The 17675-nt window shown below is 51.0% G+C and carries 11 protein-coding genes; 3 read left to right on the forward strand and 8 right to left on the reverse strand.

Annotated features, from left to right (window positions below; genetic code table 11):
• Nucleotides 1-36 precede the first annotated feature (36 nt).
• Complete coding sequence (rlmD, locus tag ACKQAD_RS15305) at nt 37-1389, reverse strand: 23S rRNA (uracil(1939)-C(5))-methyltransferase RlmD (RefSeq protein WP_409160939.1); 1353 nt, start codon at nt 1387-1389, stop codon at nt 37-39.
• Between the two features lie 226 nt (nt 1390-1615).
• Here rlmD and barA point away from each other — a divergent pair, with 226 nt between their 5' ends.
• Nucleotides 1616-4402, forward strand: a complete 2787-nt coding sequence (barA, locus tag ACKQAD_RS15310; RefSeq protein ID WP_409160940.1) for a two-component sensor histidine kinase BarA — start codon at nt 1616-1618, stop codon at nt 4400-4402.
• An 86-nt stretch (nt 4403-4488) separates the two neighbouring features.
• Here barA and ACKQAD_RS15315 read toward each other — a convergent pair whose 3' ends face one another.
• The 6 genes from ACKQAD_RS15315 to ACKQAD_RS15340 all read right to left on the reverse strand — a co-directional run bounded on the left by ACKQAD_RS15315 (nt 4489) and on the right by ACKQAD_RS15340 (nt 12398).
• A complete protein-coding gene (locus ACKQAD_RS15315) occupies nt 4489-5637 on the reverse strand; it encodes a glycerate kinase (protein WP_409160941.1) in 1149 nt (382 codons plus the stop codon).
• Nucleotides 5638-5815: 178 nt separating this feature from the next.
• Nucleotides 5816-6730 carry a 2-hydroxy-3-oxopropionate reductase gene (garR, locus tag ACKQAD_RS15320; RefSeq protein WP_409160966.1) on the reverse strand — a complete coding sequence of 305 codons (915 nt, stop codon included), beginning with the start codon at nt 6728-6730 and terminating at the stop codon, nt 5816-5818.
• 60 nt (nt 6731-6790) lie between these two features.
• Entirely contained in the window at nt 6791-7561 is a 771-nt protein-coding gene (gene garL, locus ACKQAD_RS15325; RefSeq protein WP_409160942.1) for a 2-dehydro-3-deoxyglucarate aldolase, read from the reverse strand.
• Between the two features lie 69 nt (nt 7562-7630).
• Entirely contained in the window at nt 7631-8971 is a 1341-nt protein-coding gene (gene gudD / locus ACKQAD_RS15330; protein ID WP_409160943.1) for a glucarate dehydratase, read from the reverse strand.
• Between the two features lie 36 nt (nt 8972-9007).
• Nucleotides 9008-10360: an enolase C-terminal domain-like protein gene (locus tag ACKQAD_RS15335; RefSeq protein ID WP_409160944.1), complete on the reverse strand. Its 1353-nt coding sequence runs from the start codon at nt 10358-10360 to the stop codon at nt 9008-9010.
• A 661-nt stretch (nt 10361-11021) separates the two neighbouring features.
• Nucleotides 11022-12398: a carboxyl transferase domain-containing protein gene (locus ACKQAD_RS15340; RefSeq protein WP_409160945.1), complete on the reverse strand. Its 1377-nt coding sequence runs from the start codon at nt 12396-12398 to the stop codon at nt 11022-11024.
• Nucleotides 12399-12863: 465 nt separating this feature from the next.
• On the opposite strand from ACKQAD_RS15340, the gene ACKQAD_RS15345 reads away from it, so the two are divergent.
• Together ACKQAD_RS15345 and ACKQAD_RS15350 are read left to right on the forward strand one after the other, a co-directional pair.
• Nucleotides 12864-14552 (forward strand): NAD(P)/FAD-dependent oxidoreductase, encoded by a 1689-nt coding sequence (locus ACKQAD_RS15345; RefSeq protein WP_409160946.1) that lies wholly within the window; start codon nt 12864-12866, stop codon nt 14550-14552.
• A gap of 26 nt (nt 14553-14578) precedes the next feature.
• A complete protein-coding gene (locus ACKQAD_RS15350; RefSeq protein ID WP_409160947.1) occupies nt 14579-15913 on the forward strand; it encodes an amidase family protein in 1335 nt (444 codons plus the stop codon).
• Between the two features lie 287 nt (nt 15914-16200).
• On the opposite strand, the gene ACKQAD_RS15355 is transcribed toward ACKQAD_RS15350, so the two are convergent.
• Nucleotides 16201-17553 carry an MFS transporter gene (locus ACKQAD_RS15355; RefSeq protein WP_409160948.1) on the reverse strand — a complete coding sequence of 451 codons (1353 nt, stop codon included), beginning with the start codon at nt 17551-17553 and terminating at the stop codon, nt 16201-16203.
• Nucleotides 17554-17675 lie beyond the last annotated feature (122 nt).

Genomic DNA, 17675 nt, shown 5'->3' on the forward strand with positions numbered 1-17675 from the left:
TTACCCTTCACCTTGCAAACGACGCCGTTTTACAGCCTATGAGGCCTTTCGCGTGCCGGTATCGTGCAAAAATAGTGCCATCGATTCAAGGTGCCCGGTATGCGGAAACATATCCAGCATCGCGACATTCGCCAGTCTAAAACCAGCTGCCAATAAAACTTTGCTATCGCGTGCTAGCGTCGTGGCATTACAGGAAACATACACCACCCGTTCAGGTGCCAGTCGGGTTATCTGCTCCATCACGCCTGCCGCGCCCGCACGTGCCGGATCGAGTAATATCTTATCAAAACCCTGAGCCGCCCACGGCTGCTGTGTGACGTCATCTTCAAGATTTTGGTGAAAAAATGTGACATTGGACAGCGCATTGCGTCGGGCATTTTCGCGCCCTTTCTTGACCAGCGCAGTTACCCCTTCAACGCCAACGACGCTGGCGGCGCGCTGTGCCAGCGGCAGCGTGAAGTTACCCATGCCACAAAACAGATCTAATATTCTATCCTGAGGTTGCACATCCAACCACGCTAGCGCCTGTGCAACCATCTGCTGGTTGACCACATCATTGACCTGAATAAAATCGCGCGGGCTAAAGGCCAGGATCAGTCCGGCGACGTGGTACACCGGCTCTTCGCCGTGCAAACACGTCAGCGAATCGGCATCCGGTGCCAGGTAAACCGAGACACCCTGCTGCTGAGCAAAATCTCGCAGCGCCTGCTCATCCGATGAATGCAGCGGCTCAAGGTGCCTCAGCACCAGCATCGGGCCGTTTTCCGCCTGCACCAGCTCTACATGCCCAAGGCGCTTCACCGCCTTTAATCGGCTCAGGCAATCGCGCAGCGGTTGTAGCAGTGCTTCAAGCTCGGGACGCAGCACCGGACAGGCTTTGATATCCACCAGATCGTGAGAATTTGGCTGCCGATAGCCCATCAACAGACGCTGCTCTTTTGTCTGAAAGTATAACGCAAGCCGCGCACGCCTCCGATAAGCATAAGGTGTGCCAGAGATCAGCGAAGCGTCAGGCAGCTCAACGCCCGTTTCCCGCGTCATCAAGCGCATTAACGCCGCCGTTTTGCTGCTCTGTTGCAGCGTGATATCCGCGTGCTGCTGCTGGCAGCCACCGCAGCGAGTAAAATGAGGGCACTGCGGCTCAACGCGCTGCGGGCTGTGCGTCAGAAGACGTTTAAGTTTTGCGTGCGAAAACTGGCGTTTCTCTTCCGTCAGTTGGACCTCCACCTGCTCTCCCGGCAGTCCCCCCGTGACAAACACCGTCTTGCCTTCATGACGCGCGACTCCCTGCCCAAACGGATCAAGTGACGTGACCGTAACAGTGAGGTTCTTAGCAGGAATCGCTTTCCGGGTCGTCACACGCCGGTTTGGAGAGTAGAATTGCGCCATAATGTGCTATCGATTTATCTCTTGAGTTGAACGGCAGTACCCAAATACCTGTAATACTTCAAGCTGCATGTGCGTTGGCTTTCCTCGTTCACCCCAGTCACTTACCTGAGTAAGCTCCTGGGGATTCACTGTGTCGCCGCCTTCCTGCAACTCGAATTATTTAAGGTATAACTAAATTAAATAATAGGGTGTCCAGCATCCTCTAATTCTCCCACATTGGAACCCCATGACCAAATACAGTCTTCGTGCACGGATGTTGATACTGATTTTGGCACCGACGCTCATGATCGGGTTGCTGCTCAGTTCGTTCTTCGTCATCCATCGTTACAATCAGTTGCAGTCGCAATTGGCCGATTCGGGTACCAGCCTCATTGAACCGCTGGCCACCATCAGCGCTTACGCCATTACCCATCGTCAGATGGACACGATTCCAGCATTAATCAACACGCTTCATCGTCGGCACTCCGCGATTATTCGCACCATTAGCGTGTTCGATGCGCGCAATCAGCTCATGGCCACCACCAACGCACGCAACAACCTGGCATTACAGCCGATCAGCAGCGATGCGCTTTCCTACAATAAACTGTACCTGCACTACACGAATGACGCGCTGATTCTGCACATGCCGATTGTTAATGATAGTGAATTTCTGCCGGGTGGAGCGACGCCCATCCTGCCCGGTACCGCCACGCCTCTCGGCTATCTGATGATCGAACTGGACACCAGCGCCATTCGGCTTCAGCAGTATCAGGAAATCTTCATCGCCACGCTCTTGCTGCTGCTATCTTTGGGTGCCGCCGTCCTCTTTGCCTATCGTCTGATGCGGGATGTCACCACGCCGATTCGTAATATGGTTGATACGGTCGATCGCATTCGTCGCGGGCAGTTGGATAGCCGAGTAGAAGGGTACATGCTGGGCGAGTTGGACATGCTGAAAAACGGCATCAACTCGATGGCGATGTCATTGACCGCCTATCACGAGGAAATGCAGCAAAATATCGATCAGGCGACCTACGATCTGCGGGAAACGCTGGAACAGATGGAGATCCAGAACGTCGAACTGGATCTGGCCAAAAAACGGGCACAGGAAGCAGCACGCATCAAGTCTGAGTTTCTGGCTAATATGTCACACGAACTGAGAACGCCGCTGAATGGCGTGATCGGTTTCACTCGCCAGACGTTGAAGACACCGCTGAACACCACACAGACTGACTATCTGCTTACCATCGAACGCTCCGCCAATAACCTGCTGAATATCATTAACGATGTGCTGGATTTCTCGAAGCTGGAGGCTGGCAAGCTGGTGCTGGAGGATATTCCGTTCTCACTGCACAACGCGCTGGACGATGTCGTGATGCTGCTGGCGCACACAGCACATGAAAAAGGATTGGAGCTGACGCTCAGCATTCAGAATGACGTGCCCGAACAGTTTGTCGGCGATCCGCTGCGGATACAGCAAATCATCACCAACCTGCTGGGCAATGCGATTAAATTTACTGAGCAGGGCAATATTGATATTCGGGTAGAGAAGCGCCGACAGGAACATCATCAGGTTCAGCTAGAGGTGCAAATACGCGATACCGGCATCGGCATTGCCGAGTTGCAGCAATCGCAGTTGTTCCAGGCGTTCCGTCAGGCTGACACCAGTATTTCACGCCGTCATGGCGGCACGGGACTCGGGCTGGTCATCACCCAACGTCTGGTCAAAGAGATGGGCGGTGATATTAGTTTCCAAAGCCAGCTCAATAAGGGCTCGACCTTCTGGTTCCACATCACACTGCCGCTCAACCCTCACGCCATACCGACAGAACCAGCTTACACGATGCTGCAAGGCAAACATCTGGCCTACGTCGAGTCTCATCCCATCGCCGCGCAGGCCACGCTGGATATTCTGAGCCAAACGCCACTCATCGTGAGCTACAGCCCGACGTTTGAGCAACTGCCCGAAGGGGAGTTCGATATCCTGCTGCTCGGTATTCCCGTGCAGTATCGCAACACACTGCTCGACTACACGCCCAGGCTGCGCGATATCTGCCGCCGCGCAACCTGTGTGATTCTGGCGCTGCCCAGCCTGGCGCAAATGGATGCAGAACAGTTGAAAACCTTCGGCGTACATGCGTGCCTGAGCAAACCGCTCGCGGCATCACGCCTGCTGCCGCTGTTACAAGATAATACGTTGTCCCAGCTCTCTTTTCTGCCGGACGACGCCGCATCTCGCCAGAGTGCCGCGCGCCATGCGGCCCGTCTGCCGCTCAGCGTGATGGCGGTGGATGACAACCCGGCGAATCTGAAACTGATCGGCACGCTGCTGGAAGAGCAAGTCGAGACGGTTATTTTGTGCGAAAGCGGGCAGGATGCGATTGCGCAGGCGAAACAGCATCAGTGCGACATTATCCTCATGGATATCCAGATGCCGGGTATGGACGGCATTTGCGCCAGCGAGTTGATCCGTCAGATCCCACACCATGCCACTACGCCCATCATCGCGGTGACGGCGCAGACCATGACGGGTGAGCGTGAGCATCTGCTACGTTCGGGTATGGATGACTATCTGGCTAAACCGATAGACGAGCAAATGCTGAAATGCGTGCTAACGCATCATGCACGGAAGGATCCGCTGAAGCACGATCGGGGCGATATGACGGGTTTACTAAGCGAGCACGACGATAGCCAACTGTCTCTCGACTGGGCGCTGGCACAGCAGCAGGCGGCCAACAAACCAGAATTGGCACGTGACCTGCTGCAAATGCTGCTGGATTTCTTACCGGAGGTTCAGCGGAAGATAGAAAACGTGCTCAAGGGGCAGATAGATGACGACATTATCGAACTCGTTCATAAACTGCACGGCAGTTGCAGCTACAGCGGCGTTCCGCGTCTGAAACGTATCTGCCGCTATCTGGAACAGCAGTTGCGTAAAGGCGTTCACGCCAGCGATTTGGAACCCGAATGGCTGGAACTGCTGGACGAAATCGACAACGTTAACAAAGCCGCCCAGTCTCACATCTGCCCTTGACTCACATAATCACAATTCACGGCATAGCACTGTCTCTTCTTCACATGTTATGTGGCTGGAGAGACAGTTTCGTGGCTTATAATACGTCACTCACACGACATGAACTGTGCCAACCGGATCGTAGCGGCGATATTACGCGCCGCCATACGCACATTCTCTGCCGCATTATCCAACGCTTCTTCTAGTGAGCAGATGTTGTAAAGCACGCTGAACACCGCGTCCAGACCATGTTCATGTACCACGCGGACATCTGCCGTCAGGCTGCCTGCAATACCAATCACCGGTTTATTATATTGTTTGGCAACCCGCGCCACGCCAATCGGCACTTTACCGTGAATCGTCTGGCTATCGATGCGCCCTTCCCCGGTAATCACCAGCGTAGCATCGCGTACCAGTTCATCCAGCCCCAAGGCTTCCGTGACAATCTCGATCCCCTGACGCAGTTCAGCGCCGCAAAATGCCTGTAGCGCCGCGCCCATACCGCCCGCCGCACCCGCGCCAGGAACGTGTTCCACATCCATATCCAGATCGTGGCGAATCACCGCAGCATAATGCTTCAACGCACTATCCAATTGCCCTATCATCTCCGACGTTGCGCCTTTCTGAGGGCCAAAAATCGCCGACGCGCCCTGTTTCCCCGTCAACGGGTTGGTCACATCGCAGGCCACTTCAAAGCGACAACCTTTAATGCGCTCATCCAGTTCACTGATATCAATGCGAGCAAGTTTGTCGAGTTCACCGCCGCCAAAACCAATTTGTTCACCCTGCGTATCCAGCAGCTTCGCGCCCAGCGCCTGCACCATGCCCGAACCGCCATCATTGGTGGCGCTCCCGCCAATCCCGATGATGCAGTGCCGGATACCGTGATCTAATGCGCAGCGAATCAGTTCACCCGTACCATAGCTGGTTGTCTTTAACGGGTTACGCAGTTGCGAAGGTACTCGCTCCAGCCCGCTTGCCGCCGCCATCTCAATAAACGCCGTTTTTTCATCGCCAGACAGACCAAAGAACGCGTCGATACTATCGCCTAACGGTCCTGTCACCTTAACATTCACAATCCTGCCATCGGTCGCCGCGACCATCGCTTCAACGGTACCTTCCCCACCATCTGCAACAGGCAATTTGACATAGCAGGCATCGGGAAATATTTCACGAAATCCCTTTTCAATCTGCGTAGCAACATCTTGTGCAGACAGGCTTTCTTTATAAGAATCCGGTGCGATCACTATTTTCATAAACGATCCGATTTCATCAACGTTCCGATTGCATCAATAATCCGCGCGCTCATGAAACGGCGCTTATACCCGCCAACTTTCAGGGCAAGTAGGTCCTGAAATCCAGCAGGTAGATCAGAATGATTCTCTGCCAGTCGGCTGGCATCCAGTGCCAGCCTCGTGACTATCGCTTCACGGCTTATCGCGTCACTTCCACTTTGGCCAGTTTTTCGTAGTAACACGCCAGCGCACTGTGATCGGCCGATCCCAGATCGTCCGCTTTCAGCGCCTGCATCATTTCCATCACGGCCGCCGTTAACGGCAACTGTGCGCCAACGCCGTGTGAGGTATCCAGCGCGTTCGCCAAATCTTTGATATGCAGATCAATACGGAAACCGGGCTTAAAGTTGCGATCCATCACCATTGGCGCTTTCGCATCCAGCACGGTACTGCCGGCAAGCCCGCCGCGGATCGCCTGATAAACCAACTCGGGGTTAACCCCTGCTTTCGTTGCCAATACCAGCGCTTCAGACATAGCGGCAATGTTCAGCGCCACAATCACCTGGTTCGCCAGTTTGGTGACGTTGCCCGCACCGATATCGCCGGTATGAACCACGGAGCCCGCCATCGATTTCAGTACCTCAAAACAACGGTCAAACTGTGCCTTGTCACCCCCCACCATCACAGACAGCGTGCCGTCGATCGCTTTAGGTTCCCCCCCGCTGACCGGCGCATCCAGCATGGCAATCTCTTTCGCCGCCAGCGCAGTCGCAATTTCACGGCTGGCAAGCGGCGCGATTGAACTCATATCCACCACAATGCTTCCGGCACGCGCACCGTCGATGACACCGTTTTCACCCAGCAGCACCTCTTTCACGTGCGGAGAGTTAGGCAGCATGGTGATGATGACATCGCACTGCTCAGCAACCTGTTTCGGTGTGGTCGCAGCCGTTGCGCCTGCCGCAACCACTTCCGCGACCGCGTCCAGATTTCGATCCATCACGACTAATGAGTAACCTGCTTTCAGCAGATTTTTACTCATCGGTTTTCCCATGATGCCCAGTCCAATAAAACCAATTTTCATCGCCCTAACCTCATTGTCTGATGTAGATATCACTTCAATTCACGATGAACCCGCCTTATAGCGGATTCGATTCGCCGCGGAATCACTGAATTACTTCTTGTATTTGTCGCTCAGCGCCTGTGTCGCGCTGCGGAACACGCCCAGATCGCTACCGACCGCGACGAAACTGGCACCCCATTCCAGATAGCGGCGTGCGTCAGCTTCAACCGGAGCCAGAATGCCGCAAGGTTTGTTATGCGCCGCCGCACGATCGAAAATGTGGCGAATGGCTTTCTGCACATCAGGGTGGTTAGGCTGACCGAGATAGCCCAGTGCCGCAGACAGATCGCTTGGGCCAACAAACACGCCATCAACGCCGTCTACTGCACTAATCGCATCCAGATTGTCGAGACCTTCCTGACTTTCTATTTGCACCACGACGGTAATACTGTCGTTAATCTTGGTGAAATAATCCGGTTCGGTGCCATAGCAGTTGCTACGATGCGCCACGGAAACCCCGCGAATCCCCGCAGGCGGATAACGGGTTGACGCAACCGCACGAGCGGCTTCTTCCGCCGTTTCCACAAAGGGGATCAGGAAGTTATTGAACCCAATATCCAACAAGCGTTTGATGATGATTGGCTCATTGCATGGCGGACGAACGACTGGCGCGCTGTGGCTGCCTTTCAGCGCCATTAGCTGAGGAATAAACGTCACGATATCGTTAGGTGCATGCTCGCCATCCAGCACCAGCCAGTCGAATCCCGCCAGTCCCAGCACTTCAGTGGAAATCGGGTTGCCCAACGCACACCAGCAGCCAATCAACGTTTTGCCCTGCTGCAAATCTTGGCGAAAACGGTTAGGTAACAGCGGAGTCTTCATTTTTTATCCTCGGTCATTCCAGCGCCGCTCGCCTGAAGCGGCGCGCTCAAAAAGCGGAAAATCAGAACGTTAGCGAACCAGACACGGCCGTTTATTATCAAACGTCCACTCAGGAATAAGGTACTGCATTCCCATTGCGTCGTTACGTGCGCCTAATCCCATGTTTTTATACAGTTCGTGTGCTTTCATCACCTGATCCATATCCAGTTCGATACCCAGCCCCGGCTTCTTCGGCACTTCCACCATGCCGCCAACAATCTGCAACGGTTCTTTCGTCAGTCGCTGGTTGCCTTCCTGCCAGATCCAGTGCGTATCAATCGCCGTAATCTTGCCCGGTGCCGCGGCGGCAACATGGGTAAACATAGCCAGTGAAATATCAAAGTGGTTATTGGAGTGAGAACCCCAGGTTAAGCCCCATTCGTGGCACATTTGCGCGACACGTACAGATCCTTGCATCGTCCAGAAGTGCGGATCGGCCAGCGGGATATCGACCGATTGCAGTGAAATGGTGTGCCCCATCTGCCGCCAGTCGGTGGCGATCATGTTGGTCGCGGTAGGCAGCCCCGTCGCACGACGGAACTCGGCCATGACTTCACGACCGGAGAAACCTTGTTCTGCGCCACACGGATCTTCTGCATACGCCAGCACGCCGCGTAGCTGTTTGCCCAAACCAATCGCCTCATCCAACGACCAGGCCCCGTTCGGATCCAGCGTGATACGCGCCTGTGGGAAGCGTTTCGCCAACGCCGTTACCGCTTCGGCTTCTTCGCGACCGGCCAGTACGCCGCCTTTCAGTTTGAAGTCATTGAAACCGTATTTTTCATACGCCGCCTCAGCCAAGCGCACGATGGTTTCTGGGGACAGCGCTTCTTCATGGCGCAGGCGATACCAGTCGCATTTCTCATTCGTCTGGCTCTGGTAAGGCAGATCGGTTTTATTGCGATCGCCGATGTAGAACAGATAGCCCAGCATCTCCACCGCTTCACGCTGTTGCCCATCACCCAGCAGCGAGGCGACGCTGACATTGAGGAACTGCCCCAGCAGATCGAGCATCGCCGCCTCAATCGCGGTGACAACATGGATGGTGGTACGCAGATCGAACGTCTGCAAACCGCGCCCAGAGGAATCACGGTCGGCGAACTGCTCACGCACGGCAGTCATTACGTTTTTATACTCACCCAGCGTTTTGCCGACGACCAGTTCGGAAGCCTCTTCCAGCGTCTGGCGAATTTTCTCACCACCGGGGATTTCGCCGACACCGGTATGCCCGGCGTTATCTTTCAGAATCACAATGTTGCGAGTGAAATAGGGAGCATGTGCGCCGCTCAGGTTAAGCAACATACTGTCGTGACCCGCAACCGGGATAACCTGCATGTGAGTAATAACTGGCGTTGAATTTTGCACTGTCATTTTCTTATCCTTTCTCTCTTATTTTTCTATGTAGGGTTAGCGGCCAAAAACCGGGCGTTTGCGGTCAAATGTCCAACCGGGAATCAGGTACTGCATGGCGACAGCATCGTTGCGTGCCCCACTCGGTAATTTTTTGTACAGATTGTGGGCTTTCACCACCTGTTCCATATCCAGTTCAACCCCCAGACCGGGCCGTTCCGGCACCTTAATTTTGCCGTTGATGATTTGCAGTGGCTCTTTGGTCAGATGCTGTCCTTCCTGCCAGATCCAGTGCGTATCAATCGCCGTCGGGTTACCCGGTGCCGCCGCTCCAACGTGCGTGAACATCGCCAGAGAAATATCGAAGTGGTTATTGGAATGGCAGCCCCACGTCAGGCCCCACTCATCACACAGTTGGGCAACGCGCACCGCACCATGCATCGTCCAGAAATGGGGATCCGCCAGCGGAATATCGACCGCCTGCAACATCACGGCATGGTTCATTTCGCGCCAGTTGGTCGCAATCATGTTGGTCGCGACCGGCAGCCCGGTAGCACGACGGAATTCCGCCATCACTTCACGACCGGAGAAACCTTGTTCGGCACCACATGGGTCTTCCGCGTAGGTCAGAATGCCCTTCATGTCTTTGCATAACCCGATTGCTTCATCCAGCAGCCAAGCACCGTTTGGATCGACGGTAATACGCGCATCCGGGAATCGTTTCTTCAGCGCCTTCACAGCATCGATTTCCTGCTCGCCGGGCAGTACGCCACCTTTGAGTTTGAAATCTTTAAATCCGTAGCGGTCGGTCGTGGCTTCGGCCAAACGCACAATCGCGTCGCTGTCCATCGCCTGCTGGTGACGCAGGTGATACCACTCATGCTTGCCTTTTTCACCGGATATTTTCTCACCAGATAAGTAAGGCAAATCCGTCTTCGTGCGGTCGCCGATATAGAACAGATAACCAAGCACGGTGACTTCATCACGCTGTTTACCCGGCCCCAGCAGCTCGGCAACGGGGACACCCATGAATTGCCCCAGCAGATCGAGTAGCGCCGCCTCAAGTGCCGCCACCGCATTCACACGCAGCTCAAACGTCCAGGCACCTTTGCCGAAGGAGTCAAAATCAGAAGATTGGTTGCCGACATGAATATCATGAACCAGACGATTCATACGGGCGATTTGTTCACCTTTCACACGAGGAATCGCCTCAACTAGCGTGTTGTAAATGACGTCTCCGCCGGGGGCTTCGCCAACGCCGGTATGTCCGGCACTGTCGGTTAAAATGACGAGGTTACGCGTAAAGTAAGCACCATGTGCGCCGCCAATGTTCAGCAACATGCTGTCATAGCCCGCGACGGGGATGACTTTCATGTCGGTAATTACAGGGGTTGCTGAAAAGTTTGTCATTACAGACTCCCGTCACGAATGGCGCGCACAGGGTTTACGCTTAAGTTTCCGATACTTGCCAAAACGCAGGAGTACGTTGAGGCCGATGAAAATAATTCAGTCATACAGAAATAAAAAACAGATGGTGCACCAGTAGATAATTTCATGTTGTTTTCCTACTTTTTAGCGCAACCTGGTTTTTACTCTGAGTTGAAATGAAAAATGCTTGTAGGGCTTGTAAGATTGTCAGAATAAAAACAGGTTATTACTGTCCCGATACCGAAATAAACCCGTCAGGAAGGCGGTGTGATAATCCGCGTCGCCTTACCAACCTCAGGAAAAAGTATAAGTTTTCTGATTTCACAACTCATTGGGCAATAGCACAGCATTCCCTGCCGAAATGCAGATTAAATATGTCATTATCACAGGGCAATGGGAGGTGTTTCACGAAAACTGGGGAAAGCAGATTTATCCCTTCAAAAGGTAAAATAGGTACCACCTCAATGGTATTTTGGAAATGAAAATGCCGCAGCCATGGCATACTTTTCAATCATGATGCAGCCAGCTAACATGTCTTCATGTCACCGGATTAGCGAGCATACGTTGCATGACGCTCGTCTACACGACGGTTATTTTTCTATTTGGCTGGCTTATTTTATCGACATCGCCATTGTGGCAGAAGCTAAAAGCTAGCGGGGTTTGCAGAGTCAGAAAATAAATACGTCATAATTTTCTCTCTGGTTTGAGAAATAGTAATAACATCCGTTAGCAGTCCTTTTTCTTTTAATCGTTCAGGGTGAGAAACTTCAGCTTTGAGTATAGCAAGAATATTATTTTCTTGTTCACTAAGAGATGTCGTCATAATCTTATTCATTGTTTCCACACTATAGACGCCGATATTCGCTTGAGGATAAGCCAGTACAGCCGTGGGATTAAACCCAGGTCCTCCAAGTGCAAAAACGCCGCCGGTGTATGCTTTTCTGGCGACTAAAAAAAGTTTTGGAACCTCACAATTAACGTGAGCCTTGAAAAGCTCCGCTGCGGCTGAAAATATTCCACTACTCTCAGCCACTTTACCAATCATAAACCCTGGAACATCAGCAATAAAAAGAATAGGCGTATGGCACTTGGCCGCAAGATTAATCATCCGAACCATTTTGGTTGCAGACTGCCGGTAAATTGCGCCACCTTTATATTTGGGATTATTGGCAATCACAATGAATGGATTACCCTGAACTTTCGCACATCCCGTTATCACTTCCTGAGCGTAATCAGGGCTACACTCAAAAAAACTTTCTTTATCGATAAATACCGATAATAAGCGATGCATGTCATAGGGTACTCGATGATCCATCGGAATAATATTATCAACATTCACCTCATCTGGCTGAATAAAATCAATAGCATGCTGTCGTGGAAAAAGTAATGAGAATAACGTTCGCAAACGAGAGAATAATACCGACTCCGTTTCAACAACGCATTGAACCTGACCAGAATGTCTCGCATGCATCATCGCGCCTCCCAAACTATAGAGATCCGACACTTCCGCAAGCATCGCTTTGACCATATCAGGCCGCCCCATACAGAACGCGCCACGCTCCGTCATAAAGACCAAATCGGCCAGCATAAGTGGCAAAGCCAAGGGCCCGGAGGTCGGCCCTAGGATCACGGAGATAAGCACATTGCGACGTGAGAAGCGAGCCAATGACGCACTAACCTTTCCCATTCCCGATGGGGAAAGCAGCAGTGAAGACATATCTTCCGAAAACACATTTGTGGTGTTGAAATGAGTGTCGCTTGCTCCCAATTTATCCTGAACATAGATTAACGGCACACCAGAGACAGCAGCGCGCTCTGTCGTCTGAATAATATGGTCAATCGTTCTCCATTGCCAGTGCACATTAAACTCACAATCTTTCCCTCGATTCATAATAATGAATACAGGCTGATGGTTAATTGTTCCCTCGCCACAAATAAAGTGTGTATCGTGATAAGGGAAATGAGAACAGAAACTCTGGCAATCTAATAAGTGCTTTATTCTTTCCTCGCTACAATCCATGAAACACCTCTTTTAAATATAGAAAAAATCGTTCCACCATACGACAAACGACTAAAAGATGGTATAGCACGGTAAAAAAGTAGTATCAACCTGAATAACAACAATAAAAACATCACCATTACTGATTCATGTAAAACGCTCATCGCCGTTTATTTATCGCTTCATTATCAATGACAACCGCATCTTTATTTACCACATATTAAATAATTTACTTTATGATTAAAAAATGCTTTTACCTTACTTCTCTATTGATACCTCAAAAACCTTCCTGTGAAGCACATAATCAAAATCAATACAATCACCCTGCTAATGATATTATACATGGAAATTATTACAACATGATGAAGCATTTCATACGATGCGTCCGAAATATATATGCTGATATAAATAAAAATCATGAATTGATTTTTAATAATCAATTCAATAATAATTATTTTGCTCGTATCATGAAATTCAGGAAAACCTATGCTAAATTCCAACTTCCAGACAGTAAATGGAATGCCGTGCGTTGACCAACTCTTTGACTACGCAGCATTCCTTGAACAAATAGAAGCGTATGGTGCCATCGGATCGTTTCCTACAAACGTGGCTCCTCCCCACATCGCAGTCGTCGGTGCAGGGCTAAGCGGCCTGGTTATCGCATTCGAATTACTGCGTGCTGGCGTACGTGACATCACGTTGTTTGAAGCGCGCGATCGCATTGGCGGCAGAATCTGGTCGCAACACTTCGATCCCAACCTCCCTAATTTAATTGCCGAAATGGGCGCAATGCGCTTTCCATCCAGCGAGACATGTTTGTTTCACTACCTCGATAAATTCCATATTGCGACGTCTTCAGCCTTCCCCGATCCTGGCATCGTGGATACAGAGTTGGACTACCGCGGTCAACGCTATTACTGGCCAGCAGGTGAAAAACCACCGACCCTTTTCCTGCAGGTTTATGAAGGCTGGCACGCTTTGCTACAGGAAGGCTATAGACATAACGGCCAACAACTTGTCGCACCGTTGACGATCACATCACTGCTTAAGGCTCGACGCTTCAAGGAGGTTCAAGCCGCTTGGCAGGCGTGGCTCGATGCTTTCGGCGATTACTCCTTCTATTCGGCGATCGCCTTAATTTTCAGTAGCGATAACCCTCCCGGCCGTAAACGCTGGAAAAAACCGGATGATTTTGCTCTTTTTGGTTCATTAGGCATTGGTTCCGGGGGCTTTCTTCCTGTTTATCAGGCTGGATTTATTGAAATTATTCGCTTGGTTGTAAATGGTTATGAAGTCGATCAGCGCTTAGTTGTCGGTGGAATATCCAGACTCATTGAACAGTTGCTCTCTCAAAACGTCCACGGTCATCCTCTGAGAGAGCACATCCATTTACGTACCGTGAAACAGATAGATAAAGTGGACGGAAAAATAGCGTTAAAGTTTGAACAAGGCGACGAAGAGCAATTTGATCGCGTGATCGTCACTAGCAGCCCACGTACCATGCAGATCGTGCATAACCTGACCCGAAGCAATATGTTTTTCAATCATGACGTCTCACGAGCGATAAAAGAGACACATCTTACGGGGTCATCGAAATTGTTCATCCTCACTCGCACTAAATTCTGGCTACAACACCCATTGCCCGTCACCATCCAGTCTGATGGTCTGGTACGCGGTGTCTATTGCCTGGACTATGAGCCAGACAATCCGGAAGGACACGGGGTAGTGCTGCTGAGTTATACTTGGGAGGATGATTCGCACAAACTATTGAGCCTGACGAATAAAACGGAACGTTGTCACTATTTAATCAATGAATTAATGGAGACATTCCCGGAATTCGCTCGCCACCTTATCCCACTCAATAACGATTATGACCGCTATGTCTTGCATCACGACTGGCTGACCGACCCGCATGCGTTGGGCGCCTTTAAGCTGAATTATCCTGGTGAAGATATCTATTCGCAGCGGCTATTTTTTCAGTTTCAGGATGCCAATACCCCGCATACCGATCCCGGTGTTTATCTGGCTGGCTGTAGCTGTTCATTTACCGGTGGCTGGGGTGAAGGTGCCGTACAAACTGCGCTGAATAGTGCCTGCGCAGTCATTCGCAGTACTGGAGGGCAGCTAGTGAAAGGTAACCCGCTGGATGCAATGCAGCCCGCGTACCGTTATTAGGCTTCAGGTATTTTAGGAGGACAGGTATGATCTCAAACTTATCGCTTCAATCGCTTTGTCACTCGTTGAACACGGGCACCCTCCGTACCGAAGAAATGCGTGCACATGTTCACCAGTCGGCCATACAGCAACAACATCTGAACCTTTTTATCCCCTCAGTTGATGGAGAGATAATATCAACGAAGCCCGATCCGGTTAAACGCGGCAAACCACTCTTCGCGCTGCCCGTTGCTTACAAAGACAATATCAGCGTCGCTGGCTACCGATTAACCGCGGGAACGCCGGGCATGGCTGATTGTATGGCCAAATACGATGCAGATATTGTTAAACGCTTTGCAATGCATGGCGCAATCGTAGCAGGCAAAACGAACATGCACGAACTCTCCTGCGGTGTCACCTCTATCAATCTTCATTTTGGCACAGTCGGTAATCCGGCCGCCCCCGGTTACTGTGCCGGAGGAAGCAGCGGCGGGAGTGCCGCGGCAGTAGCAGCAGGAATTGTGCCAGTCGCCATCGGTACCGATACCGGAGGCTCCGTACGCATCCCTGCTGCATTTTGCGGCATCACCGGATTCCGCCCTACAACGGGATGTTTTACGTCTGAAGGTATCATCCCTGTGTCGCGCACGAAAGACACGCCCGGTTTATTGACGCGCACAGCGGAGGATGCTCGTTTTCTGCAAGGAGTCTTGATGCATGCCGACAGACCGAGCCACAAAATGCCATGCCGTATCGGGCTACCAACAATGATGTGGTCAGCATTGGATGATGGGGTACGCATGTATTGCCAGCGCGCACTGGATCGCCTGACTTGTGAGGGATATGAGTGTGTCACCATTGATGATCGCACCATCAACGCGCTAAATTCTGCCATCGTTTTTACGCTACCGTTCTATGAATTTCTGACCGATTTTCCACGCGCGCTGCTGGAGCAGGGATGGGGACATCGAATTAACGATGTCATCAACGAGATTTGCGATCCTGCGGTACGGCACTTTATCCACAGTAATTTGTCCCGCGCGAACTATAGTAGTGCGATGGACTATATCGCCGCACTTGGCACACTAGCCAGACTGCGTGACGCTGTCGCAGAGATGTTCGTGAAACATCAAATCGATATTTTGGCTTATCCTACAGTCCCGTGCACCGTGCCACATCTCAACGCCGCGGCAAATCCCGATCTGTTTGCGCGTATCGTTCGCAACACAGAACTAGCGAGCAACGCTGCACTGCCATCAATTACATTACCGGTCGCGCCGACTGGCCATCTACCCGTTGGGTTAAACATTGATGGCGCATATGGTAGTGACAGTGAATTATTAGCGGCGGCATGTCATATTGAACATCTGTTAGCGGTATAAAATCCCGCTAGTTTTAGGCTGGGTCTGGTCATCGACACAGAGAGAAAATAGGTCGCGAGAACATCTTGTCTTACATACTCTTTCCCCTCTCGATTCTGGCAATGCCTTATCGAGAGGGGGAAGAAAATATGTTTCAGTCACAGAGCTCCTTCGTCCGTTGGGTCCTTCATTTTTTACAACGTTCGGCAGTGACCTACTCCTTACCCGTGATTTTATTTGCAGGCAGGCCAACGTACTAAAATGCCCCAACAACGCTGACATAGCGATGCATCAATATGGTTAAGCAATTATTTAACGAACGGCTTCAATTCGATACGTTCAATCTTTTGCACAATAAACAGATAGCTGATGATAGCAAACGCAGCATGAATACCGACATAAACTAAGCCACCATTAAAAGAGCCGGTCATCCCTACGATATACCCGATAGCAATTGGGGTCACGATACCGGAGATATTGCCAAACATATTAAACAGGCCACCACTCAGACCGCTGATTTCTTTTGGTGCGGTATCCGCCATGACTGCCCAGCCTAGCGCACCAATACCTTTACCAAAGAACGCCAAAGCCATGAATGCAATAACTACCCATTCTGTCGATACATAGTTACAAATAACCATCGACATCGAGAGCAACATACCAAGAACAATCGGCGTCTTACGCGCAAAGGTCAGTGAGTTGGTTCGGCGCATTAAATAATCGGAAATCACGCCTCCCAATACACCGCCTACAAAACCGCAAATTGCAGGGACAGAAGCGACAAAACCCGCTTTCAGAATTGACATACCTCGAGCCTGAACCAGATAAACAGGGAACCAAGTAATAAAGAAGTAAGTCAGCGCATTAATACAATACTGGCCCAGATAAATACCAACCATCATACGAGAAGTCAGCAGTTGCTTAATTTGGAACCATTTTTCAGCGGATGAAACCTTCACTTTATTCGATGCCGCGTCCATATTAATCAACGCGCCGCCCGCTTCTATATAGTCCAATTCAGCCTGATTCACTCCTGGATGATCTTTAGGATCGTGGATGACTTTCAACCAGATGAAGCTGAGGATGACCCCCAATCCGCCCATAAACCAGAACACGTGCGCCCAACCAACAGCGTGCACCAGCCACCCCATGATGGGAGCAAAAATTACTGTCGCAAAATATTGTGCAGAGTTAAAGATCGCTACGGCAGTACCACGTTCCTGTGCCGGGAACCAGGCTGCAACGATACGGCTGTTGCCAGGAAAAGAAGGCGATTCGCAAATCCCCACCATAAAACGCAACAAGAACAGTGCAATGACAATAGATGCCGTGGTAGGAAAGAGATCAACGAACCCTTGCAGTAACGTGAAGAGTGACCAGGTAAAAATACTCCAGAAGTAGACGCGTTTTGAGCCAAAGCGATCAAGCAGCCAACCACCAGGGATTTGACCGATAACATAAGCCCACGAAAACGCGGAGAAGATATACCCCATACCGACAGCATCCAGGCCAATATCTTTTGACATGGCAGAGCCTGCTATCGAGATAGTGGCACGGTCGCCATAGTTAAATGACGTGACAATAAACAACATCACGACAATCCAGTAGCGGGCGTTTGTTCTCTTTTGTATCGCGCCAGCTGCTGAGCTTACTGTATTCATGATGAACTCCTGCTTCAATCGCGGTTCGCTCATTCATTCCGAATAACAGATAACGGTGTAGGGTTATCAGAATGAAGATCAGTGGATAGTTAAATTCCCATTTTTATTTTTTGCGAATAGCC

The organism is Pectobacterium artocarpous (assembly GCF_046159765.1).
Lineage (GTDB): Bacteria > Pseudomonadota > Gammaproteobacteria > Enterobacterales > Enterobacteriaceae > Pectobacterium.